Source organism: Pseudomonas aphyarum (assembly GCF_028657055.1).
GTDB classification, from domain to species: domain Bacteria; phylum Pseudomonadota; class Gammaproteobacteria; order Pseudomonadales; family Pseudomonadaceae; genus Aquipseudomonas; species Aquipseudomonas aphyarum.
The window spans coordinates 32,205-49,437 of the sequence record NZ_JAMDGS010000015.1 but is presented as its reverse complement, the minus strand read 5'-3'; the positions used below and the strand labels follow the sequence as shown (position 1 = coordinate 49,437).

Annotated in this window: 16 protein-coding genes; 9 read left to right on the top strand and 7 right to left on the bottom strand. The window is 61.1% G+C overall.

Translation table 11 applies throughout. The features are described 5' to 3' along the window. Nucleotides 1-132 precede the first annotated feature (132 nt). From amaA to M5G18_RS23250, 8 genes are all read left to right on the top strand, one after another. Nucleotides 133-1,416 (top strand): L-pipecolate oxidase, encoded by a 1,284-nt coding sequence (amaA, locus tag M5G18_RS23285; protein WP_273897064.1) that lies wholly within the window; start codon nucleotides 133-135, stop codon nucleotides 1,414-1,416. Nucleotides 1,417-1,780: 364 nt separating this feature from the next. Beyond that, nucleotides 1,781-2,914 (top strand): ABC transporter substrate-binding protein, encoded by a 1,134-nt coding sequence (locus M5G18_RS23280; protein WP_192563309.1) that lies wholly within the window; start codon nucleotides 1,781-1,783, stop codon nucleotides 2,912-2,914. Nucleotides 2,915-3,143: 229 nt separating this feature from the next. Beyond that, complete coding sequence (locus M5G18_RS23275; protein ID WP_007950661.1) at nucleotides 3,144-4,058, top strand: ABC transporter permease subunit; 915 nt, start codon at nucleotides 3,144-3,146, stop codon at nucleotides 4,056-4,058. Nucleotides 4,059-4,061: 3 nt separating this feature from the next. Continuing rightward, complete coding sequence (gene livM / locus M5G18_RS23270) at nucleotides 4,062-5,363, top strand: high-affinity branched-chain amino acid ABC transporter permease LivM (RefSeq protein ID WP_115076361.1); 1,302 nt, start codon at nucleotides 4,062-4,064, stop codon at nucleotides 5,361-5,363. Next, on the top strand, nucleotides 5,360-6,232 hold the full coding sequence (locus tag M5G18_RS23265) for an ATP-binding cassette domain-containing protein (protein ID WP_007950657.1): 873 nt from the start codon (nucleotides 5,360-5,362) through the stop codon (nucleotides 6,230-6,232). Before livM ends, M5G18_RS23265 begins: the two co-directional genes overlap by 4 nt. Further along, nucleotides 6,229-6,945 carry an ABC transporter ATP-binding protein gene (locus M5G18_RS23260; RefSeq protein WP_007950655.1) on the top strand — a complete coding sequence of 239 codons (717 nt, stop codon included), beginning with the start codon at nucleotides 6,229-6,231 and terminating at the stop codon, nucleotides 6,943-6,945. Before M5G18_RS23265 ends, M5G18_RS23260 begins: the two co-directional genes overlap by 4 nt. Before the next feature lie 739 nt (nucleotides 6,946-7,684). Next, nucleotides 7,685-8,449, top strand: a complete 765-nt coding sequence (locus M5G18_RS23255) for an SDR family oxidoreductase (RefSeq protein ID WP_007950653.1) — start codon at nucleotides 7,685-7,687, stop codon at nucleotides 8,447-8,449. A gap of 129 nt (nucleotides 8,450-8,578) precedes the next feature. Beyond that, complete coding sequence (locus tag M5G18_RS23250; protein ID WP_273897065.1) at nucleotides 8,579-9,484, top strand: cation diffusion facilitator family transporter; 906 nt, start codon at nucleotides 8,579-8,581, stop codon at nucleotides 9,482-9,484. A 30-nt stretch (nucleotides 9,485-9,514) separates the two neighbouring features. Here M5G18_RS23250 and M5G18_RS23245 read toward each other — a convergent pair whose 3' ends face one another. The 7 genes from M5G18_RS23245 to M5G18_RS23215 form a co-directional block, all read right to left on the bottom strand. Next, nucleotides 9,515-10,642, bottom strand: coding sequence for an AGE family epimerase/isomerase (locus M5G18_RS23245; RefSeq protein WP_273897066.1), 1,128 nt, complete (start codon nucleotides 10,640-10,642; stop codon nucleotides 9,515-9,517). Between the two features lie 199 nt (nucleotides 10,643-10,841). Further along, nucleotides 10,842-11,414, bottom strand: coding sequence for a HupE/UreJ family protein (locus M5G18_RS23240; RefSeq protein ID WP_064379124.1), 573 nt, complete (start codon nucleotides 11,412-11,414; stop codon nucleotides 10,842-10,844). Between the two features lie 27 nt (nucleotides 11,415-11,441). Beyond that, complete coding sequence (gene ureG, locus M5G18_RS23235; RefSeq protein ID WP_007950645.1) at nucleotides 11,442-12,056, bottom strand: urease accessory protein UreG; 615 nt, start codon at nucleotides 12,054-12,056, stop codon at nucleotides 11,442-11,444. 22 nt (nucleotides 12,057-12,078) lie between these two features. Beyond that, the gene (locus tag M5G18_RS23230; RefSeq protein ID WP_273897067.1) at nucleotides 12,079-12,753 is read right to left on the bottom strand and encodes an urease accessory protein UreF; all 675 of its coding nucleotides are present in this window, start codon (nucleotides 12,751-12,753) and stop codon (nucleotides 12,079-12,081) included. Next, nucleotides 12,750-13,250, bottom strand: a complete 501-nt coding sequence (gene ureE / locus M5G18_RS23225) for an urease accessory protein UreE (RefSeq protein ID WP_085746523.1) — start codon at nucleotides 13,248-13,250, stop codon at nucleotides 12,750-12,752. The genes M5G18_RS23230 and ureE overlap by 4 nt, the downstream gene beginning before the upstream one ends. Before the next feature lie 204 nt (nucleotides 13,251-13,454). Further along, nucleotides 13,455-14,087, bottom strand: a complete 633-nt coding sequence (locus M5G18_RS23220) for a TetR family transcriptional regulator (RefSeq protein WP_007950628.1) — start codon at nucleotides 14,085-14,087, stop codon at nucleotides 13,455-13,457. A gap of 171 nt (nucleotides 14,088-14,258) precedes the next feature. Next, complete coding sequence (locus tag M5G18_RS23215; protein ID WP_273897068.1) at nucleotides 14,259-14,765, bottom strand: hypothetical protein; 507 nt, start codon at nucleotides 14,763-14,765, stop codon at nucleotides 14,259-14,261. 382 nt (nucleotides 14,766-15,147) lie between these two features. Here M5G18_RS23215 and M5G18_RS23210 point away from each other — a divergent pair, with 382 nt between their 5' ends. Continuing rightward, complete coding sequence (locus tag M5G18_RS23210) at nucleotides 15,148-17,223, top strand: AsmA family protein (RefSeq protein ID WP_273897069.1); 2,076 nt, start codon at nucleotides 15,148-15,150, stop codon at nucleotides 17,221-17,223. The last annotated feature ends 10 nt before the right edge of the window (nucleotides 17,224-17,233 follow it).

Here is a 17,233-nt window from a genome sequence, read left to right as displayed (position 1 = left end):
GCTCGCGATAGCGGTGTGTCAGTCGACATCAATGTTGGCTGATACGCCGCTTTCGTCGGAGCGCCGCCCGGAGCAGGCTCGCTTCCACATTGTTGAACTGTGTGTTTGTTAGGTTTCTGTTGGAGTCTGGCAATGCCGTTACGCGAAGAATGTCTGTGGGAAAAACTCACGCCGCAACGACCGGATAACACGGCGCTCAGGGGCGAGGTCAAAGTCGATGTCTGCGTGATCGGCGCCGGGTTTACCGGGCTGTCGGCGGCGCTGCATCTGCTGGAAAAGGGCAAAAGCGTCTGCGTGCTCGAAGCCCATCGCGCCGGGCATGGTGGCTCCGGGCGCAACGTCGGGCTGGTCAACGCCGGGATGTGGATTCCGCCGGACGAGATCGAAGCCGGCTTCGGCGAGGCGGTCGGCAGTCAGCTCAACCGCATGCTCGGTGCGGCGCCGGCGCTGGTGTTCAGCCTTGTGGATAAGTACAACATCGATTGCCAGTTGCGCCGCGAAGGCACCCTGCACATGGCGCACAACGCCAAGGGTGAAGCGGATCTGCGCAGTCGCGAACAACAGTGGAAACGCCGGGGTGCGCCGGTTGAACTGCTGACCGGCAAGGCCTGTGAGCAGGCGACCGGTACACAGAAGATCGCCGCCGCGTTGCTCGACCGGCGCGCCGGTACGCTCAATCCGATGGCTTATGTCACCGGGCTGGCCAACGCTGTAATGAGCCTTGGCGGGCAGATGTTCGATCACTCCCCGGTCGCGCGTCTCGAACGCCAGGGGCAGAAATGGTCGGTGCAGACCGAGCAGGGTTCTGTGCTCGCCGAACAGGTAGTGATCGCTTCCAACGCCTACACCGAAGGCGACTGGACCGAACTCAAGCGCAACTTCTTCCCCGGTTACTACTATCAGGTCGCTTCGGTGCCGCTCACCGAAGACGCCGCCCATGAAATTCTCCCAGGGGGGCAGGGCTCGTGGGATACCCGTCAGGTGCTGAGCAGCATCCGCCGTGACAAGGACGGACGTCTGTTGCTGGGCAGCCTCGGCAACGGCAATCAGAAACCGACCTGGTTCCTCAAGGCCTGGGCCGACCGGGTGCAGCAGCATTACTTCCCCAACCTCAAACCCGTGGAGTGGGAATGCACCTGGACCGGGCGCATCGCTTTCACTCCCGATCACCTGATGCGCCTGTTTGAGCCTGCACCGGGACTGGTGGCCGTCACCGGTTACAACGGCCGTGGCGTGACCACCGGCACCGTGGTCGGCAAGGCCTTCGCCGATTACCTGTGTAACGGAAATCCTCAGGCGTTGCCGATTCCCTTCGCACCGATGCAGCCTCTGGCGGGTGTGGGTTTGCGCAGTTGTCTGTACGAGGCCGGGTTCTCGCTGTATCACGCGGGCCAGTGCCTGCGGATCGTCATTTGAGTGTTGAAATATGTTGCCGGAAGCGGCGCTTTTCGATGTAGCGACTAGCCTGTAATGGTGCGGGTTGTAGCAGTCCCGCACCAGCAGTGTGCAGTTCGGTGACGCGGGCTGTTACAGGCTGGTTGCACGTCGTTTGGCGCCGCGGTTGCAATGATGGCGCGTGCGGGTTGCGCCTGAAAAAATAATTGGTTTCACCTTCCGCGGTTTAGACGGTTGCACGCCCAATGAAAATGGGAACGAAACAGTCGAAATAACAAGAAAGCAGCGACTTTTTGAAGAATAAAAAACCGATGGCACGGCCCTTGCTCTGAGCATTCAAGTGAAGTCGCAGTGCCAACTAAAAAAAACCTTGGAGCACCACCTCATGTCCCAGACGTTTTACAAGAAAGGCTTTCTGGCCCTCGCAGTGGCTACTGCGTTGGGTGTTTCTGCGTTTGCACAAGCTGATGTGAAAATCGGTGTGGCGGGTCCGATGACGGGCGCCAACGCGGCATTTGGCGAACAGTACATGAAAGGGGCACAAGCGGCGGCCGACGCGGTCAATGCGGCGGGCGGCGTCAACGGGGAGAAGATCGTTCTGGTCAAGGGCGATGACGCTTGCGAACCGAAACAGGCGGTGACGGTCGCCAAGGACCTCACCAACCAGAAAGTCGCCGGTGTGGTCGGCCACTTCTGCTCGTCTTCCACCATTCCTGCGTCGGAGATCTACGACGAAGCCGGCATCATCGCGATCACCCCGGGTTCCACCAACCCGCAAGTGACCGAGCGCGGCCTGAGCGCCATGTTCCGTATGTGCGGCCGTGACGACCAGCAAGGCATCGTGGCCGGCGACTACATCGTCGACGTGCTCAAGGGCAAGAAAGTGGCCGTGCTGCACGACAAGGACACCTACGGTCAGGGCCTGGCCGATGCGACCAAGGCTCAACTGGAAAAACGCGGCGTGAAGCCGGTGCTGTACGAAGGCCTGACCCGTGGCGAGAAAGACTTCAGCGCCGTGGTCACCAAGATCCGTGCGGCCGGTGCCGACGTGGTCTACTTCGGCGGCCTGCACCCGGAAGCCGGTCCACTGGTCAAGCAACTGCGTACCGAAGGCCTGAAAGACGTGAAGTTCATGTCTGACGACGGCATCGTGACCGACGAACTGGTGACCACCGCTGGCGGCCCACAGTACGTCGACGGCGTGCTGATGACCTTCGGCGCTGACCCGCGCCTGCTGCCGGAAAGCAAGACTGTCGTGGACGCCTTCCGCAAGGCCGGCACCGAGCCTGAAGGCTACACCCTGTATGCCTATGCTTCGGTTCAGGCACTGGCCGCCGGCTTCAACGGCGCCAAGTCCAACAAGGGCGAAGATGCTGCCAAGTGGCTGAAAGCCAACCCTGTGAAAACCGTGATGGGCGAGAAGACCTGGGACGCCAAGGGCGACCTGAAAGTCTCCGACTACGTGGTTTACCAGTGGGACAAGGACGGCAAATATCACCAGCTGGAAAAACAGAAATAACGGCACCTGATCAACCGGACGCCACATTCCCTGTGGGAGCGGGCTTGCCCGCGATGACGGCCTGACAGTCGACAACATTGTTGAATGTTCTACCGCTATCGCTGGCAAGCCAGCTCCCACAAGGGGGCTGCGGTGGCCTGTCTGACATTGTTCCGACGTAAATCTGTATTTTTCCTAGAAGAACCGCGCGCCCCAGGGTGTGCAGGTTCTCACTGCGTGAGATTGCGTTATGGATGGTATTTTCCTGCAGCAACTGGTCAACGGCCTGACCCTCGGGTCGGTCTATGGCCTGATCGCCATCGGCTACACAATGGTCTACGGCATCATCGGCATGATCAACTTCGCCCACGGCGAGGTTTACATGATTTCCGCTTACCTCGCGGCAATCAGTCTGGCTCTGCTGGCTTACTTCGGTATCGAATCCTTCCCGCTGCTGATGCTCGGCACACTGGTCTTCACCATCGTCGTCACGGGGGTGTATGGCTGGGTCATCGAACGCATCGCCTACAAACCACTGCGCAACTCCACCCGACTGGCACCGCTGATCAGCGCCATCGGTATCTCCCTGATCCTGCAAAACTATGCCCAGATCAGCCAGGGCGCCCGCCAACAGGGTGTTCCGACGCTGCTCACCGGTGCCTGGCGCATCGACGTCGGTTCGGGCTTCGTCCAGCTGACCTACACCAAGATCTTCATTCTCGTCGCGGCGTTCGTCGGGATGGGCCTGCTGACCTACGTGATCAAGTACACCAAGCTCGGCCGCATGTGCCGCGCCACCCAGCAAGACCGCAAGATGGCCTCGATTCTGGGGATCAACACCGACCGGGTGATTTCCTATGTGTTCATCATCGGTGCAGCGATGGCGGCCCTGGCCGGCGTGCTGATCACCATGAACTACGGCACGTTCGACTTCTACGCAGGCTTCGTCATCGGCATCAAGGCGTTCACCGCTGCGGTGCTCGGCGGGATCGGCTCGCTGCCTGGCGCCATGCTCGGCGGGATCATCCTCGGGATCTCCGAGTCGCTGTTCTCGGGCCTGGTCAACTCCGACTACAAAGACGTATTCAGCTTCTCGCTGCTCGTACTTGTTCTGGTCTTCCGGCCTCAGGGCCTGCTGGGCCGTCCTCTTGTGTCGAAGGTGTAAGCGATGTCTTCAACCACTACAAAATCCATCGATGTCAAAAAAAGCCTGGTTGAGGCGATTCTCGCCGGTCTGATTGCCCTGATCGTATTCGGGCCAATTGTCGGCGTGGTTCTCGACGGCTACAGCTTCAACCTTGAACCGACCCGCGTGGCGTGGATCATCGCCATCGTCATGGTCGGCCGCTTTGCCCTCAGCCTGTTCCTGCAAACCCCCAAGGGCTTGCGCATCCTCGAAGGATTCGAGAGCACCGGTTCCGGCGTGCATGTGTTGCCCGCCGATCACAAATCCCGCCTGCGCTGGATCATCCCGCTGCTGATCGTGCTGGCCGTGGCCGTGCCGTTCGTGTCCAACTCCTACCTGCTGGGCGTGGTCATCCTCGGTTTGATCTACGTGCTGCTGGGTCTGGGGCTGAACATCGTGGTCGGTCTGGCCGGCCTGCTCGACCTCGGTTATGTGGCTTTCTACGCCATCGGTGCCTACGGTCTGGCGCTCGGTTATCAGTACCTCGGCCTGGGCTTCTGGACCGTGCTGCCGCTGGCGGCGATCACCGCCGGGCTGGCCGGCTGCATCCTCGGTTTCCCGGTGCTGCGCCTGCACGGCGACTACCTGGCGATCGTGACCCTGGGCTTCGGTGAAATCATTCGTCTGGTGCTCAACAACTGGCTGTCCCTGACCGGCGGCCCGAACGGCATGCCGGCGCCACTGCCGACCTTCTTCGGTCTGGAATTCGGCAAGCGGGCGAAGGATGGCGGGGTACCGTTTCACGAGTTCTTCGGCATCGCCTACAACCCGGACGTGAAGTATTACTTCATCTATGCGGTGCTGTTCCTGGTGGTGCTGGCGGTGCTGTACATCAAGCACCGTCTGGTGAAGATGCCGGTCGGTCGCGCCTGGGAAGCGCTGCGTGAAGACGAGATTGCCTGCCGCTCGATGGGCCTCAACCACGTGCTGGTCAAGCTCTCGGCGTTCACCATCGGTGCGTCCACGGCGGGTCTGGCGGGTGTGTTCTTCGCCACCTACCAAGGCTTCGTCAACCCGACCTCGTTCACCTTCTTCGAATCGGCATTGATCCTCGCCATCGTGGTGCTCGGCGGCATGGGCTCGACCATCGGTGTGGTGATCGCAGCGTTCGTGCTGACCGTTGCTCCGGAACTGCTGCGCGGCTTCGCCGAATACCGCGTGCTGCTGTTCGGGATCCTGATGGTGTTGATGATGATCTGGCGACCTCGCGGGCTGATCCGCATCAGCCGTACCGGGGTCACTCCACGCAAAGGTGCCATTCACTATGAGAGGACTGCGCCATGAGTGAAGTCGTACTCTCTGTTGAAAAACTGATGATGCACTTCGGTGGCATCAAGGCCTTGAGCGACGTCAGCCTGAAGGTCAAACGCAACTCGATCTTCGCCCTGATCGGCCCCAACGGCGCCGGCAAGACCACGGTGTTCAACTGCCTGACCGGGTTCTACAAGGCTTCCGGCGGCAAGATCGAACTCAACGTGCGCGGCCAGCAGACCAACGTCATCCAGCTGCTGGGTGAGTCGTTCAAGCCGACCGACTTCGTCTCGCCGAAAAACTTTGCCAGTCGCCTGTATTACAAGATGTTCGGCGGCACCCATCTGGTGAACCGCGCGGGCCTCGCCCGGACGTTCCAGAACATTCGCCTGTTCAAGGAAATGTCGGTGCTGGAAAACCTGCTGGTGGCCCAGCACATGTGGGTCAACCGCAACATGCTGGCCGGCATCCTCAACACCAAGGGCTATCGCAAGGCTGAAAGCGACGCGCTGGACTGCGCGTTCTACTGGCTGGAAGTGGTGGATCTGGTGGACTGCGCCAACCGTCTGGCCGGTGAACTGTCCTACGGCCAGCAACGCCGTCTGGAGATCGCCCGGGCCATGTGCACGCGGCCGCAGATCATCTGCCTCGACGAACCGGCCGCCGGCCTCAACCCTCAGGAAACCGAAGCGCTGAGCGCGATGATCCGGCTGCTGCGCGACGAGCACGATCTGACCGTGGTGCTGATCGAACACGACATGGGCATGGTAATGAGCATTTCCGATCACATCGTGGTGCTGGACCACGGCATCGTCATCGCCGAGGGCGGGCCGGATGCCATTCGTAACGATCCGAAAGTGATCGCTGCCTACCTGGGCGCCGACGAAGAGGAAGTCGTATGACGCAACCCATCCTCGAACTCAAGGATCTGGACGTGTTCTACGGCCCGATCCAGGCCCTCAAAGGCGTTTCGCTGCAGATCAACGAAGGGGAAACCGTCAGCCTGATCGGCTCCAACGGTGCCGGCAAATCCACCCTGCTGATGTCGATCTTCGGTCAGCCACGGGCGGCGGGCGGGCAGATTCTCTATCAAGGCGTGGACATTACCCACAAGTCATCGCACTACATCGCCTCCAATGGCATCGCGCAGTCGCCGGAAGGGCGGCGGGTGTTCCCCGACATGACCGTCGAGGAAAACCTGCTGATGGGCACCATTCCGATCGGCGACAAGTACGCCAAGGAAGACATGCAGCGCATGTTCGAGCTGTTCCCGCGGCTCGAAGAGCGCCGTACCCAGCGCGCGATGACCATGTCCGGCGGCGAGCAGCAAATGCTCGCCATCGCCCGGGCGCTGATGAGCCGGCCCAAGCTGTTGCTGCTGGACGAACCGAGCCTGGGCCTGGCGCCGATCGTGGTGAAACAGATCTTCGCCACCCTGCGGGAACTGGCGAAAACCGGGATGACCATTTTCCTCGTCGAGCAGAACGCCAACCATGCGTTGAAACTGTCCGACCGGGCGTACGTGATGGTCAACGGCGAGATCCGCCTGACGGGCACCGGCAAAGAGCTGCTGGTGAACGAGGAGGTGCGTAACGCTTACCTCGGCGGTCACTGATCGTTTGAAGTTGTCCACAAGCCCCGATGCGTGAGTGTCGGGGCTTTTTTGCGTCTGCTCGTTCACTGAAAACCAGGACTTTCGGGAAATTGTGGAAAACAAAATCGCCAACCTGCCAAAGCGCGACATAAAGCCGCTGCAAATGGCTGTTTTTCCACAGTTTTGACTTGTCCCCGTTTGCTGTGGAGCTGGCTGTGAATAACGTGGGTGTAGCTGGCTGAAAGCCTTTGAAACCGTGGCTTGCAGCGCTATGGTTGTTTTTTGAACAGTGTGTTTTTGCTGAGGGGCAGGCCTGTTTGTCAACCTTTTTATGGGCGTGCAAAACAACGCGGTTGGCTGTGGTCAATCCTGTGGATAAGTCTGTGATTAAACTCTGGAAAGACTCGGCTAAGGGCCGTAATTGCTGGCCTCGCGCAATCATGGCCATGACCGGCCGGTCGTGCAAAATGCCCTGCCCGGCACAACTGGTTGTTCAGGGTCAAGCAAAAAACTTTGCAAATCGCCCGCAAAGCCTTGTGTGGCGCGGCTTTGCGCTTTTCCACTTGCCCCCGGAAACTGTGGAAGGGCTTGTGGATAACGTGCGTGCACATGGCTACAGGCCACGGCGCGTATGGCGTAGCGGCCGTTGATCAATTAATGAGCAGGATTCGGTGGTTGCCGGTTAAAGCGGGGCCGGGCATGCTGCCCGCTGATTTTCTATTCCAATGGCTGCCCCGGCGGCCGAAGCAAGGAGAACACGATGTCCAACACCCTGTTTATCACCGGCGCGACCTCCGGTTTTGGTGAAGCCTGTGCCCGTCGTTTCGCCGAGGCCGGCTGGAAACTGGTGCTGACCGGTCGTCGTGAAGAACGCCTCAACGCGCTGTGCGCCGAGCTGTCGAAGCAGACCGAAGTGCATGGCCTGGTGCTGGACGTGCGTGATCGCAAGGCGATGGAGGAGGCGATTGCCAACCTGCCGCCATCGTTCGCCAAGCTGCGTGGGCTGATCAACAACGCAGGTCTCGCGCTGGGCGTGGACCCGGCACCGAAGTGTGACCTCGACGATTGGGACACCATGGTCGACACCAACGTCAAAGGCCTGATGTACAGCACTCGTCTGCTGCTGCCACGCCTGATCGCCCACGGTCGTGGCGCCGGCATCGTCAACCTTGGCTCCATCGCCGGTAACTACCCGTACCCGGGCAGCCACGTGTACGGCGCAACCAAAGCCTTCGTTAAACAGTTCTCGCTGAACCTGCGTTGCGACCTGCAGGGCACCGGCGTGCGCGTCAGCAACATCGAGCCGGGCCTGTGCGAAAGCGAGTTCTCGCTGGTGCGTTTCGCCGGCGATCAGGCGCGTTACGACGCGACCTACGCCGGTGCCGAGCCGATCCAGCCGCAGGACATCGCCGAGACTATCTTCTGGGTGCTGAATGCGCCGGCGCACATCAACATCAACAGCCTGGAGCTGATGCCGGTGAGCCAGACCTGGGCCGGTTTTGCCATTGAGCGTAACAAGGCTTGATACGGTTTTGCCCTCTTCGCCAGTCTGCTGGCGAAGAGGGCAAATCGGCCAAATTCTGGCAGTAAGGTAGACTCACTCCTCAACAACCCCACCGCACCCAGCGGTTTTCAAGGTTTTCGAGGAGTCAAAGTGAGTAACCGAGGTGAGCAGTCGCTGCTCAAACAATCGACCATCCTGATGTTGGCCGTGTCGATCGCCGGGATCGCCACCGGTTTTGTTTCGGGTTCCCAGTCCATCCTGTTCGATGGCTTTTTTTCGTTGATTGCCACGTTCATCAAAGTCCTGATGCTGATCACCGCGAAGCTGATTGCCAAGCAAAGCAACCAGCGTTTCCAGTTCGGTTTCTGGCACCTGGAGCCGATGGTGCTGCTGATCGAGGGCAGTTTTCTGTTGTTGATCGCGATCTACGCGTTTCTCAACGGTGTGTTCGGCATCATCAACGGCGGTCGTGAGATCGAACTGGGGCTGGTGATCATCTACGCGGCGGTATTCACCGTTGTCGAGTTCGCCTACTTCTTCTACGTGCGCCACCGTAACCGCAAGCTCAAGTCGAGCCTGATCCAGTTCGATAACATCAGCTGGCTGGTGGACGCGATGCTGTCGGTGGGCCTGTTGATCAGTTTCCTCGCGGCGCTGCTGCTCAAGTCCCAGGGTTATGGCGAGTGGGCGAGGTTCGTCGACCCGCTGATTCTCATCGTGCTGGCCCTGACCATGCTGCCGCCGGCCTTCAAGATCCTCGGCCCGGCGCTGCGGGACGTGCTCGGCATTGCGCCGGACACGCTGGATGAGCAGGTGCGCGAGGTGATGGAGGCGGCGAAGGTCGAGCATGGTTTCGACGACTACGTGTCCTATGTGCAGAAACACGGGCGGGCGCGGTTCATCGAGATTCATGTGGTGTTGCCGGCGGATTACCGGCTGCAGAACGTCGGCCAGCTGGATGTGCTGCGTGAGGAGATTTCCGCGAAGCTGGGCAAACCGGACGCGGCGCGCTGGCTGACCATCAGCTTCACTGGTGACAGGAAGTGGATTGCCTGACTTGGGCGAGCGCGCAGGCTCGCCACGACGTCAGCTCAGATAGTCGGCGATGCCGCGATAGCAGGTCGCCAGGTGATACGGCGTGGTCGACGGCATGTCCTTGCGGCTGACCTCGCCCTGATCGTCACGGCATTCGTGCCAGCCGCCGGCGTGCAGGAAGCGCTGTTGCAGCGCCTGCAACTGGCGCAGCACCGCGCTTTCACTGCCCGGACGCAAGGTCAGGGCGCGCAGGTATTCGGCCTGGGCCCAGATGCGCTGGGTCGAATCCTTCCCGTGTCCTTGCGGATCGAGCATGGCCAGCACCGCACCGGTGTCGCTCTCGACGCCCTGCTGTTCGGTGAAGGCAAACGCACGATCCAGTGCCGCGTGCAGCTTCGACCCTCGCAGCAGTGGAGAGGATTCGAGCAGGAAATACCATTCGAACTGATGCCCCGGCTCAAACCAGTTATCCACAGCCCCCAGCGGCTTTTCCATCAACACGCCCTGTTGCGGTTCGATGAAGCGCTTGTGCATGGCTGTGCATAACTCGCTCAGCGCCCGCTGCGTCTGGGGATCTTCGCGCACGGCCAACGTGGCCAGGAAGGCTTCGGCCAGGTGCATCAGCGGGTTTTGCAGCGGGCCGGTTTGCAGCGTGAGCCAGTCGCGATCGAGGCAGGCTTCGTAGAGGCCGTCACCGGTGGCGAAACGTCGGCCGATGACTTCCAGCGCAGCGTTCAGGGTCGATTCCACCAACGGCTCACGAGACTTGTCCCAATAGTGGGCGCAGGCGAATAGGATAAAGGCGTGGGTGTAGAGGTCCTTGCGCTGATCCAGCGGTTTGCCCTGCGGATCGATGCTGTAGAACCAGCCGCCGTGCTCGGCATCGTGGAAGTGCCGTTGCAGGGAGCGAAACAGCGCAGCCGCGCGGACTTCGGCGTTATTCACAACCCCGATCAGGCTGGAAAACAGGTAAAGCTGCCGTGCGCAGGCCATTGCCCGGTAGCGCTGCGGTGGCAGCGGCTGATGCGCGGCGTCCAGCGCCTCGTAAGGCAACGCCATGTCGGCGTTCCAGCCCGGTCCTTGCCAGAGGGGCACGATCACGTTCAGAAAGTGCTGTTGCACTTCGCCGAACAGGGCGGTCAATTCAGGCAGGGAGGTGGAGCGAGAAGCGTGGGGCATGGGCGGACGTCGTCACGGCAGGGGCGATTGCGCGACATGTTAACAGAGCGACAACCATTAGCGGCTTGGTGTCTGATCGGCCGTCATCGCTGGCAAGCCAGCTCCCACAAATTACTCGGTGTAGCCACAATCGTGTGATCACCGAAGATCCCTGTGGGAGCTGGCTTGCCAGCGATGGGGCCGGATCAGGCGATAAAAATCAGCCAGCCAGCAACCACGCACCGGTCACCGCCGAAGCCGCTCCGGCCAGTCGAACCAGTGGCGCGGCCGCCTGAGGCAGAAAACGCACGACGGCATAACCCGCCGCATGCAGTGCAGCCGTTGCGACCACGAAACCTGCGGCATACGCCCAAGGGCTCGACATGTCCGGCAACTCCAGGCCATGGGCCACGCCATGGAACAGCGCAAACAGCGCCGTCGCCGCCACCGCCATCACCAGCGGTGGACGCACCGCCAGCGCTACGGCCAGGCCCAGCGCCAGCACCGAGGCGGCAATCCCGCTTTCCAGCGCCGGCAGCTCCAGCCCTTCAAAGCCGAGCAGGCCGCCGATCAGCATGGTGCCGACGAACGTGCACGGCAGCGCCCAGCGTGCTGCGCCTTGCTGTTGCGCCGCCCACAAACCGACGGCCACCATCGCCAGCAAATGGTCGAGGCCGCCGATCGGGTGGCTGATGCCGGCCACCAGCCCAGAGTCGCCGTGGCCGGGGTGGGCGAAGGCCAGCGCCGGAGTCAGCAGCAGCGCAACAGCGCCGAGAATGCGTTTGAGTGTCATGGATAAGCTTCCTTGTTGATCAGTGAATCAGGCTGCGGTCAGCAGGCCCTGGCGTTCGATGAAAGCGATGATGTCTTCCAGGCCCTGACCGGTTTTCTGGTTGCTGAACACGAACGGCTTGCCGTTGCGCATGCGTTGGGTATCGCTGTTCATCATTTCCAGCGAGGCGCCGACCAGCGGCGCGAGGTCGATCTTGTTGATCACCAGCAGGTCGGATTTGCAAATGCCGGGCCCGCCCTTGCGCGGCAGCTTGTCGCCGGCCGAAACGTCGATCACGTAGATGGTCAGGTCTGACAGTTCCGGGCTGAAGGTGGCGGACAGGTTGTCGCCACCGGACTCCACCAGAATCAGGTCCAGCCCCGGAAAACGCCGGTTCAGTTGATCCACCGCTTCAAGGTTGATCGAAGCGTCTTCGCGGATCGCGGTGTGCGGGCAGCCACCGGTTTCCACGCCGATGATGCGTTCCGGCGCCAGCGCTTCGTTGCGCACCAGAAAGTCGGCGTCTTCGCGGGTGTAGATGTCGTTGGTGACCACGGCCAGGTTGTAGCGTTCGCGCAGGGCCAGGCACAGAGCCAGGGTCAATGCGGTTTTGCCGGAACCGACCGGGCCGCCGATGCCGACGCGCAGGGGTTGTGTGTTCATGTGATTCTCCAGATAAAAGGCCCTAGGAACGGAACAGGCGGCTGTACTGGCGCTCATGGGCCATGCACGCCAGAGACAGACCGAACGCGGCGCTGCCGAGGTGTTCGGGATTGATTCGGGTGGCGTCCTGCTGCGCCTGTTGCAGCAGCGGCAGCAGTTCGCTGGTCAGGCGCTGGGCGGCTTGCTGGCCCAGCGGCAAGGTTTTCATCAGCACCGCGAGCTGGTTTTCCAGCCAGCTCCACAGCCACGCGGCGAGGGCGTCCTGCGGGCTGATCTGCCAGGCGCGCGCCGCCAAGGCCCAGCACAGGGCCAGGTGCGGTTCGGCGCAGTGTTCGAGAAAGTCCCGCGCGGGCTGATCGAGTTCGGGCAGGCCGTTGAGCAATTGCTGCAACGAGTAGCCCATCTGCCGGCTTTCCAGATGCAGTTCGCGGGTTTCGCGGCTGGCGCGATGGCTTTCGCAGAGCTTGCGCAATTCATCCCAGTTTTCGTCCGCTGCAGCCTGGCAATGGGCGAGCAGCAGCGGCGCCTCGAACCGCGCGAGGTTGAGCAGCAATTGATCGCTGATCCAGCGACGGGCGCTGTCCGGGCTGTCGACGCGGCCGTTATCCACTGCCATTTCCAGGCCCTGGGAATAGCTGTAGCCGCCAATCGGCAATTGCGGACTGGCCAGGCGCAGCAGCGCCCAGGCCGGGTTCACAAACGGACGCCGAACTGATGGAGTTTCGGCGCGTAGTTGAAATCTTCGTCACCGTGTCGCGAATGGTGATGGCCGCCGCCGTAGGCGCCGTGTTCCGGCTGGAACGGGGCCTCGATCGATTCCACGGCGGCGCCGAGCTGTTCGAGCATCGCCTTGAGCACGTAATCGTCGAGCAGCCGCAACCAGCCGTCACCGACTTGCAGCGCGACGTGGCGATTGCCCAGGTGATAGGCCGCGCGGGTCAGTTCGAAGGCGTTGGCGCAGGTGACGTGCAGCAATTGTTCGGGACGGGCGCAGACCCGGACGATCCGGCCATCTTCGGCTTGTAGGCATTCGCCGTCGAACAGCGGCGGCTGACCGCGCTCCAGAAACAGTCCGACGTCTTCACCTTCGGCACTGAAACAGCGCAGGCGGCTTTTGCTCCTGGCTTCGAAGGTCAGGTGCAACTCGGCGGCCCAGACGGGTTGGGGGTCGATTCTGCGATGAATCACCAGCATCGGAAAGCTTCCAGCAGTGGACAATGCTCAGGCTAGAGCAAGGGGCTTGCCAATCGGACGAAGCGTAGGAAAACCCTGTCGGAGACTAGTGGATGTTTCAAGATGTTGCAGGATTGTGGGGTGTTTTGGTGCATGAAGTTTTTTACATGCACCAATTTGCGGCGCAAAAAAAATCGCAGCTCCACGCTGCGATTTTTTGCTTTCTCACTCGGTACTGCCGAGCCCTTGCCAGTGCTTCAACCCGATAAAGATGAAGCGCAACTGCTGGGTGATCTTCGCCTGTGGCGTCAGATGTTCGGGCAGGGCTTCGGCGGGCGGGTCGATGATGTCCGGCAGGGTGGCGAACACCGACTTGACGATCAGGTCGGCCATCACGCTCAGGCCTTCGCGATTGAGGTGCTGGAGCTTGGGCATCAAGGCCAGGTCCGCCGCCAGGTCGGAGCTGATGTCCTCACGCAAACGGCCAATGGCCTGACGCACCGGCAACGATCCACCGTACTGCTCGCGGGCCAGAAACAGGAATTGCGAACGGTTGGCGCTGACCACGTCGAGGAAGATCCGCACCGACGCATCGATGATGCCGCCCATGACGAATTCGTTGTGGCGCACCAGGCGGATGGTTTCGCGGAAGGTCTGGCCGACTTCGCTGACCAGTACCAGGCCGAGTTCGTCCATGTCGGCGAAATGCCGATAGAAACCGGTGGGCACGATGCCGGCGGTTTTCGTCACTTCACGCAGGCTCAGGCTGCCGAATCCTCGGCCGCTTTCCATCAAGTGGCGGGCAGCGTCCATCAGGGCGTTGCGGGTCTGTTGTTTCTGTTCGGCGCGGGGCAGCATCGCAAGGGTGTGTTCTTAGGCAAGACAAGCGCCGCACTCTAGCAAATCGGCTTTGTCGGCGTCGAACGGCAGCGGGGATTACAGCGGGGAATCGCGACTTCTTTATAGAGGCTGCTGAAAAGTCAAAAGCCCAATCCGGGGATTGGGCTTTTTTTCCAGGCCGCCATGGGCTTAGCTCAAAGCGCTGTTGCGTTCGATCACACGGTCACCACCACCTTCGGCCAGAGTTTGACCTTGTGGGGTTTTGTCGTAGCCGTCAGCAGCCAGGGTTTGACCTTGTGGGGTACGGTCGCCGCCGTCAGAAGCCAGAGTCTGGCCTTGTGGGGTGCGATCGGAACCATCAGATGCCAGAGTTTGACCTTGTGGAGTGCGATCCGAACCGTCTTGAACCAGACCTTTCTCTTCCAGACGATCACGGCCGCCTTCAGCTACGGTTTGGCCTTGTGGGGTTTTGTCATAGCCATCTTGAACCAGACCTTTTTCTTCCAGACGGTTACGACCGTTTTCAGCCAGGGTCTGGCCTTGTGGAGTGCGGTCCGAGCCATCAGCGGCAACAGTCTGGCTGAACACCGAGTGGCTGGATTTCACTTGCGGGGTAGCCTGTTCGGCAGCTGGCAGGGCGAAAGCGGTGCTGGCCAGCATCGAGAGGGTAAGACTGAACAGAAGTTGGCGTTTCATGATGGGTTGCTCCTTGGGAGGGCGATAAAGTGGGTACGAGGGCAATGCTACTCTCGATAAGTCGATATAAAAGTTCATAAACACAATGGTAATAATCAACAGAATTGATTGTTCGCTTGGGAGGCTCTAGCTCGGGCGTTTCAGGCGGGCGGTTTTGCACTGCGGTGGGTATTTTCCACCCACTCGCGCCCCGCAAAAGTGCGGGTCCGGTAACGCCAACTCGACCGATCGGTCAGAATAGCGACCGTTTTTTCCCCTCGATGGGGCTTTGGATTAAACCTGCGGGCTGTTTGTCAGTCACAGATTTCATGAGGGCCATCACGGCCCGCCGTTTCAGCTGCGTCGTGCCAATGGATGCAGTCGTCTTCAGGAGCTTTGTGCAATGACGCGCACGCGTAAAATCTTCGCCTGGACCTTCGCCACCCTCGTGCTGCTTCTGGCAGTTCTGGTGTTGATCATCGTGTTCTTCGACTGGAGCCGGATCAAACCGCCGCTCAACGCCAAAGTCTCGGAAGAACTGCATCGACCGTTCGCCATCAACGGCAACCTGTCGGTGGTCTGGCGGCGTGAACTCGACGAGGGCGGCTGGCGCGCCTGGGTGCCGTGGCCGCACGTGGTGGCCGAAGACCTGACGCTGGGCAATCCCGACTGGTCGAAACAGCCGCAGATGGTCACCCTCAAACGGGTCGAGCTGCGCATTTCGCCGCTGGCCTTGCTGGCGCAACGGGTGACGATTCCACGGATCGACCTGACCGAACCCAACGCGCAATTGCAGCGCCTGGCCGACGGCCGCGCCAACTGGACCTTCAAGTTCGATCCCAAGGACCCGAATGCCGAGCCCTCGAACTGGGTGGTCGACATCGGCGCCATCGGCTTCGACAAGGGCCACGTCACCCTGGATGACCAGACCCTCAAGACCAACCTCGATCTGCTGATCGATCCGTTGGGCAAGCCAATTCCGTTCAGCGACATCGTCGGCGACAAAGCCGCGAAAACTGCGCAGGACAAGGGCGGCGCACCCCAGGATTACGCCTTCGGCCTGAAAGTCACCGGCCAGTACCACGGCCAGAAACTCGCTGGCCAGGGCAAGATCGGCGGCCTTCTGGCCCTGCAGGACGCGAGCAAACCGTTCCCGTTGCAGGCCCAGGCGAAGATCGGCGATACCAGCGTCGAACTCGCCGGCACCCTGACCGATCCGCTGAATCTCGGCGCCCTCGACCTGCGCCTGAAACTGGCGGGCGCCAGCCTCGGCAATCTGTATCCGCTGACCGGCGTGACCCTGCCGGACACCCCGCCTTATGCCACCGACGGCCATTTGATCGCCAAGCTGCATGAGCCGGGCGGCGCGCAATTTCGCTATGAACAGTTCAACGGCAAAATCGGCAGCAGCGACATCCATGGTGATCTGGCTTACGTCGCCAGTCAGCCACGGCCCAAGCTGAGTGGCGCGCTGCTGTCCAACCAACTGCTGTTCGCCGACCTCGCGCCACTGATCGGTGCCGACTCCAATGCCAAGCAGAAGGCCCGTGGCGGCGAGAGCAAGCAGCCGGCGGACAAGGTGTTGCCGGTGGAAGAATTCAAGACCGAGCGCTGGCGCGACATGGACGCTGACGTCGAATTCACCGGCAAGCGCATCGTCCACAGCGAAGAACTGCCGTTCACCGACCTCTATACCCACCTCAAACTCAACGACGGCGAACTGAGCCTGGAGCCGCTGCGCTTCGGAGTGGCCGGCGGCAACCTCGACGCGCAGATTCGCCTCAACGGACGCACCGAGCCGCTGGAAGGCCGGGCCAAATTGACCGCGCGCAAGTTCAAGCTCAAACAGCTGTTCCCGACCTTCGAACCGATGAAGACCAGTTTCGGCGAGCTCAACGGCGATGCCGATATCGCCGGACGCGGCAACTCGGTGGCCAAACTGCTGGGCGGCGCCAACGGCAATCTGAAGATGCTGATCAACGACGGCGCCATCAGCCGCGAGTTGATGGAGCTGGCAGGGCTCAACGTCGGCAACTACGTGGTCGGCAAGATCTTTGGCGACAAGGAAGTGAAGATCAACTGCGCGGCCGCGGACTTTGACATCAAGACCGGCCTGGCGAGTACGCGGCTGTTTGTGTTCGATACCGAGAACGCAATCATCTACATCGACGGCACGGCGAACATGGCCACTGAGCAACTGGATCTGACGGTGACCCCGGAATCCAAGGGCTGGCGTTTGATTTCCCTGCGTTCGCCGCTGTACGTGCGTGGCAAGTTCATCAAGCCGGATGCCGGGGTCAAAGCGGTGCCGTTGATTCTGCGCGGGGCGGGGATGGTGGCGCTGGGCGTGATCGCTGCACCGGCGGCGGGACTGCTGGCGCTGGTGGCGCCGAGTGGTGGCGAGCCTAGCCAGTGCGCGCCATTGCTGGAGCAGATGAAGGCGGGCAAGGCACCGGTGACCGTCAAACCCACCAAATGATTTTCTAGCG